The sequence below is a fragment of the Shimia sp. genome, assembly GCF_041624275.1.
In the GTDB taxonomy this organism is placed as follows: domain Bacteria; phylum Pseudomonadota; class Alphaproteobacteria; order Rhodobacterales; family Rhodobacteraceae; genus Shimia.
The window spans coordinates 1-3,851 of the sequence record NZ_JBFJVE010000233.1; the positions used below are offsets into that span (position 1 = coordinate 1).

The following is a 3,851-nucleotide window of genomic DNA, read 5'->3' on the forward strand; positions in this document are numbered from 1 at the left end:
CCGGCAGGTTCGACAGGTTGCCGAACTTATGCGCGTTGGGATTGCCCAGATAGACCCCCACAGCGTCGCGCCCATGTGCCGCCTGCACGGCGCGCAGCTTTTCGGCGGCCAGATCCAGCGCCGCGTCCCAGCCGATTTCGCGGAATTCCCCGTCGACCTTCAGCAGCGGCGCGGTGACCCGGTCGGGATCGCTGCGGAAATCCTGCAGGGCCACGGCCTTTGGGCAGATGTGGCCACGCGACAAAGGATCGTCGGCGTCGGGCCTGATCGCGACGACATCGTCGTCGTCATATTCCACGATCAGCCCGCACATGGCCTCGCAGATGTTGCAGGTCCGATGTTGGCTCCGGGTCTGTGACATGAGTTGCCCCCTTCCTGTTCGCGTCTGAGGTTGCGGTTTCAGAGACCGCGCTGCCGCAGCAGCCAGTCGCCGTGGCATTCACCGTCGCCAAGATATTCGGCGCAGGCGCGGGCCTTTTTCATGAACAGGCCGATGTCCAGTTCATCTGTCATGCCGATGCCGCCATGCATCTGCAAGGCTTCGCGCACCGCCAGCGAGGCGGTCTTGCCGGCCTTGGCCTTGGCCACGCGCGACAGCATTTCGGCCTCATCGGTCCCGTCATCAATGGCGCGCAGCGCGGCGGCGACCACCGCCTCGGTGGTCTGGATCTGGGTATAAAGATCGGCCGCCCGATGTTGCAGGGCCTGAAACTGCGACAGCGGCACGCCGAACTGTTTGCGCTCGCGCAGATAGGCGGTGCTGCGTTCGGCCACCTCCTTGGAGACCCCCACCAGCTCGGCCGAGGCCACCGCCCGCCCGACGCGCAGCGCGCCGTCCAGCGCCGCCTGCGCCGCAGCGCCACTGGCCAGCAGCGCCGCGCCATCCAGCTCGACGCCGGCAAAGGTCAGATCGGCGGCGTTGCGGTTGTCGACCGTCTTCAGCGCCCGCGTGCCGACCCCGGTCTGCGCCGGGTCGACCAGCAGCAGCGCCAGACCCGCGTCGCGCATCGCGGTGACGATCAGCCGGTCGGCCCCGGCGCCGTCACTGACGAAACGCTTGGCGCCGTTCAGCACAAAGCCGTTGCCGGCCTTGGTGGCGGTGCAGGCGACGGCCTCGGGGCGGTGGCGCAGCCGTTCGTCGATGGCCATGGCCACAACCGCCGTGCCTTCGGCGATCTTTCCCGCCCAATGGGCCTCGCCGCTGGCGCGCAGCGCACTGGCCGCCATCACCCCCGAGGACAGAAAGGGCGAGGCGCTGAGCCGGCGGCCCATTTCCTCGGCCACCAGACCGGCGGCTTCGGCGCCCATGTCGAGGCCGCCCGCCTCTTCGCCCAACAGCATCCCGAACCAGCCCATCCCGGCCATCTCGCCTTGCAGTGCCGCGTCATGGGTCTGCCCCGCATCGCGCAGCGCCCGCAGTGCCGCGACCGGGGCTTTTTCCTCGAGAAACCCTGCCGCCATATCGCGGATCATCACCTGTTCTTCATTCATCAAACGCATGGTCTCACCCCAGTTCCAGAACCGCTTTTGACAGGATCGACAACATCACCTCGGATGTGCCGCCCTCGATCGAATTGCCCTTGGAACGCAGCCAGAGCGAGGCTTTTTCGTCCCCCGCCGCATGGGCGAAATCCCATTCCAGCGCCGCCAGCCCGCCAGAGGCCATGATCAGCTCCTGGCGGCGTTTGTTGAGCTCGGTGCCGGTGTATTTCAGCGTCGCGCTTTCGGCCCCCAGCTGGTTGCCGGCCCGGCTCCAGGCCTTGGCCCGTGCCAGTTCGGCGTCAAAGGCGATCTCGTCGATCAGGAAATCGGCGATCCGCCCGCGCAGGATCGGATCATCCAGCCGCCCCTGATCGTCCAGTCCCAGCGCCTCGCGCGCCACCTCGACCAGATCCTCGCTGCCGAACAGCGCCGAGTCGGTGGCGCCGATCATCTCGCGTTCATGCGTGAGCAGGTACTTGGCGATGCTCCAGCCCTTGCCGCGTTCGCCGACCACCTGGCCGACGGGCACTTTGACGGCGTCGAAAAAGGTCTCGCAGAAGGGCGAAGAGCCGGAAATCAGCTGGATCGGCTTGGTGGTCACACCGGGGCTGGCCATGTCGAACAACAGAAAGGAAATCCCCTTGTGCTTGGGCGCTTCGGGCTCGGTGCGCACCAGACAGAAAATCCAGTCGGCGCGGTCCGCATAAGAGGTCCAGATCTTCTGGCCCGTGACCTCGAAATACTCGCCGCAATCGACGCCCCGGGTCTGCAAAGAGGCCAGATCCGATCCGGCACCGGGCTCCGAATAGCCCTGACACCAGCGGATCTCGCCGCGCGCGATCTGCGGCAGGAAATGACGTTTCTGCTCTTCGCTGCCAAAGGCCAAGAGTGCCGGGCCCAGCATCCAGATGCCAAAGCTTTGCAGCGGCGGGCGGGCCGAAATCCGCGCCAGTTCCTGTTTCAGGATCCGGTCCTCATCACCGCTCAGCCCGCCGCCGCCATAGGCCTGCGGCCAGGTCGGCACGGTCCAGCCGCGCGCTGCCATCCGCTCCAGCCAGACCCGTTGCGCCTCGGACTGGAACTGCCAGTCGCGCCCGCCCCAGCAGACATCCGCTTCGGACATCGGCCGGCGCATGTCCTCGGGGCAATTCTCCTCCAGCCACGCACGCGTAGCGGCGCGGAACTCCTGCAAATCCGTCATCATGTCACCTGAAAATTGGGGGGCGGGCGCCGCTGCTCGGGCGCCCGCCTAAGGGGTGGTTTACTCTTCGTGAACCTTGACCCAGTTGCCGTCTTTCACGACATTCACATAGACCGAGTTGGCGCCCTGATGATCCTCGGGGCCATAGTCGATATGGTTGCCCACAAGGTCATCCATATAGTCGAGCGTTTCCATCGCCGCGATGAAGCTTTCCTGCGTCAGGTCGGGGCCGGCAGCCTCGAGTCCCTTCACCATCTGCGCAGCCGCAGCATAGCCCAGCATCGAGAAGCCCACCGGGTCCTCGCCATAGGCTTCCTTGTATTCGGCAATGAAAGCCGCCGGGGCCGGATCGGTGGCACGGGCCCAGAGATCCTGCCAGCTGGCCGCGGCATAGAAACCTTCGGTTATGCCACCGGGCACCTTGGCGACCACGGTCAGGAAGCTGGCCGAGGTGCCGAGGAACTTCATGTCGGCCAGACCCATCTTCTTGGCGGTGCCGACGATGGTGATCGCCTGACGCACCGGCACACCGATGGCGACGACCTGGCAGCCGGCCTCGTTGAGCTTGGACAGCGAGCCGACGAAATCGCTTTCATCCGGCTTGTGGGTGGTTTCCGCGACAAACTCGATGCCGGCCTCTTCGGCGCCCATCTTGGCACCTTCGAGAATCTCCTTGCCGAAATCCGACGGCAGATACATCGAGCAGGCCTTGGTCCCGCCATAGGTGGCGGCAAGGTATTTCACACCCACCCGCGCCTGATCGACATAGGACGAGAACGAGGTGAACTTGTTGTGCATCGGCTCCTGCAGCATCTGGCGCGCGGCGGTCAGCGGCGCCACGTTGGGAATGCCCTTGGGATCCAACAGCTTGAAGCCCGCCATGTTCATCGGCGTGCCGAGACTCTGCATCATGGCAAAGACCTTGTCGCGATTGAGCAGCTTGTTATAGCCCTGCATCGCCCGCGGCATCTGATAGCCGTGATCCTCGGTGATGAAGCGGATGGTGCGGCCATGCACGCCGCCCGCTGCGTTCACCTTGTCGAAATAGAGGTTGGCCCCCTTGGTGGCCGGCACCCCGACCGCGGCGAAGACGCCGGACAGGTCATTGACCGAACCGATCAGCACCTCGCTGTCAGAGACCCCCTGCGCCTCGGCCGAGGCCATGGTC

General features: G+C 65.5%; 4 protein-coding genes. All 4 read right to left on the reverse strand.

All coding sequences use genetic code 11. The features are described from left to right. Window positions 1–361 (reverse strand): molybdopterin-dependent oxidoreductase (locus tag ABZD10_RS14190; RefSeq protein WP_372887460.1); only part of this gene is annotated, 361 nt, incomplete at its 3' end. Window positions 362–399: 38 nt separating this feature from the next. Beyond that, the gene (locus tag ABZD10_RS14195; protein ID WP_372887462.1) at window positions 400–1,500 is read right to left on the reverse strand and encodes an acyl-CoA dehydrogenase family protein; all 1,101 of its coding nucleotides are present in this window, start codon (window positions 1,498–1,500) and stop codon (window positions 400–402) included. A gap of 4 nt (window positions 1,501–1,504) precedes the next feature. Next, a complete protein-coding gene (locus ABZD10_RS14200; RefSeq protein WP_372887463.1) occupies window positions 1,505–2,683 on the reverse strand; it encodes an acyl-CoA dehydrogenase family protein in 1,179 nt (392 codons plus the stop codon). Window positions 2,684–2,743: 60 nt separating this feature from the next. Then, window positions 2,744–3,847, reverse strand: a complete 1,104-nt coding sequence (locus ABZD10_RS14205; protein ID WP_372887464.1) for an ABC transporter substrate-binding protein — start codon at window positions 3,845–3,847, stop codon at window positions 2,744–2,746. Between the last annotated feature and the right edge of the window lie 4 nt (window positions 3,848–3,851).

Excerpts from the sequence above, each read along its gene's own strand:
- ABZD10_RS14195 (WP_372887462.1), bottom strand. The coding sequence starts at position 1,500 with ATGCGTTTGATGAATGAAGAACAGGTGATGATCCGCGATATGGCGGCA.
- ABZD10_RS14200 (WP_372887463.1), bottom strand. The coding sequence starts at position 2,683 with ATGACGGATTTGCAGGAGTTCCGCGCCGCTACGCGTGCGTGGCTGGAG.
- ABZD10_RS14205 (WP_372887464.1), bottom strand. The coding sequence starts at position 3,847 with ATGGCCTCGGCCGAGGCGCAGGGGGTCTCTGACAGCGAGGTGCTGATC.